This window comes from Bradyrhizobium sp. CCBAU 45321 (assembly GCF_028128975.1).
Lineage (GTDB): Bacteria > Pseudomonadota > Alphaproteobacteria > Rhizobiales > Xanthobacteraceae > Bradyrhizobium > Bradyrhizobium yuanmingense.
In genome coordinates, this window is the sequence record NZ_LFKZ01000039.1 from 1 (window position 1) to 552 (window position 552).

The following is a 552-nucleotide window of genomic DNA, read 5'->3' on the forward strand; positions in this document are numbered from 1 at the left end:
ACCGGTGATGCCACCGAAAAGGGCGGCGTGAGCAACAGCGTCGGTGGCACGGCGGCGACTGGCAACGTGCTGACCAACGATACCGATCCCGACGCGGGCGATACCAAGACGGTCACCGCCGTCAGCTTCGGCTCGACCGGCGGCACACTCGGTTCAGCGCTGTCTGGAGCCCACGGCAGCCTTGTGCTCAATGCCTCGGGCGGCTTCACATATACGGTCAACGAGACGGATGCGGCCGTGCAGGCCTTGCGGCAGTCGACCGACACGCTCAGCGATATCTTCAATTACACAATGCGCGACACCGCCGGCGCCACGTCATCGACCACGCTCACCGTCACAATCCATGGCGCCAACGACGCGCCGGTGCTGGCCGCCCAGACCGGCAATCAGACCGCAACGGTCGGTACGTCATTCTCCTTGACGCTGCCTGCGGGTACCTTCACCGACGTCGATTCCGGGGATTCGCTCGCCTACACGGCGACAGCCGCCGACGGCACGGCGCTTCCCGCATGGCTGACCTTCAATGCCTCGACGCGGACCTTCAGCGGTACC

Annotated in this window: 1 protein-coding gene; it reads left to right on the forward strand. The window is 65.4% G+C overall.

Annotated elements, in window-relative coordinates:
* Nucleotides 1-552 (forward strand): putative Ig domain-containing protein (locus tag ACM43_RS09555; protein ID WP_271539846.1); only part of this gene is annotated, 552 nt, incomplete at both ends.